The organism is Thermus sp. (assembly GCF_056332225.1).
In genome coordinates this window covers 1-1297 of record NZ_JBWGQW010000118.1, presented here as the reverse complement: position 1 = coordinate 1297, position 1297 = coordinate 1, and the positions used below count along the sequence as shown (strand labels likewise).

At 69.8% G+C, this 1297-nt stretch carries 2 protein-coding genes; both read right to left on the bottom strand.

Annotated features, from left to right (window positions below):
- The coding region (locus AC01Y6_RS10380; RefSeq protein ID WP_476671443.1) for a hypothetical protein at positions 1-204 on the bottom strand (204 nt) is incomplete at its 3' end.
- Positions 191-1297 (bottom strand): XRE family transcriptional regulator (locus tag AC01Y6_RS10375; RefSeq protein WP_476671442.1); only part of this gene is annotated, 1107 nt, incomplete at its 5' end. The genes AC01Y6_RS10375 and AC01Y6_RS10380, both read right to left, overlap by 14 nt.

Below are 1297 nucleotides of genomic sequence, written 5' to 3'. Positions count from 1 at the left end.
CTTGTAGCCCGGTCCGGGCTTCCGCAAGACTTCATCCCTCACTTCGCGCCCTAGCCGGAGGAGGCCGTTCTTCACCCCCCGCTGGAACCAGGCCTCGAGGTGGGTCTTGGCCTCCTCTGGCGATTTCCCGAGGGCCTTGGCCAGGGCTCCCAGGGGGCCTTGGTGGAAGGGGGTGATGAGGGCGTTGGCGTCAAGTAGGTACACCCTTCCCCTCCAGGAAGTCCCAGGCCGTCCTCAGGTTCACGTTGAGGAGGAAGGCCACGTCCTTGGCGTCCACCTCTCCCTCGAGGGCCGCCCGACGGAGCTCCCGCACGAAGGCCGGGCTGTTCTGGACCACGAGGGTCTTCCAGAAGTCCCCGCCGCCCCCCTTGGAGCGGGGAGGGGCGGCCTCCCGCAGGGCCTCGAGGGCCTCCTTGTACCCCTCCCGCCCCACGAGCCCCAGGCGAAGGGCCCGCTCCAGGGCGGCCCTCGGGCTCACGAAGAAGCGCCGGGAAGCCTCCCGGGCGGCTTCCAAGGGGGGAAGGTACCCATTCCAGGCCGCGCGAAACGCCTCCTCGGGCATCAGGAACTCCGCGGCCACTTGGTCGGCCCAGGCTTCCACCTCATCTTGGGCCTCCTCCTCCAGCCCACCCTCCAAGCCCCCTTCTCCCCGCCACACGTGGGCCAGCTCGTGGGCCAGGGTGAAGACCTGGCGGGAAGGGTGTTCGCGGGCGTTCAAAAATACCACCGGGGCCACGGGGTCCACCAGGGCGAAGCCGGAGAACTCCCCCGGGTCGTAGGTCCTCCGGGTGTGGGTGCCCACGTGCCCTTGCCGCAGGACCAGGACACCCAGGGCCTCCGCCTTGTCCGCAAGGGCCTTGAGGAAGCCTTGGTGGTCCCGGGCCCCTTTGCGCAAGGCCTCTGCCTCGAGGAGGGCCCCCATTTCCTGGGCCACCTCCGCCGGGGAAGCGCCCTTGCCCCTTCCCACGAAGGGAAGAGGCTTCCCCTTGCGCTCCCGCCACCACTCCTGCTTGCGCTGGGCATCGTGGAAGGCCTCGAGGAGCTCGGGGCTTGGGGGCTCTTCCCGCGCTCTTCCCCGGCGGAAGTCCTTCAGGGGAAGCCTGACCTCGGGCGGGGGGAGGAGGAGGCGGGCCAAGCCCAGGTGGAGGGCCTGGGCCAGCTTGAGGGCCTGGGGGTAGGTGGGCCTCTCCTCTCCCTTTAGCCAGCGCTCCACCTTCTCCGGCTTGACCTGGACCTTCCGGGCAAGCTTCTCCGCCTCGAGGCCCGCCCAGTCCATAGCCCACCGGAGGGTTTCTGG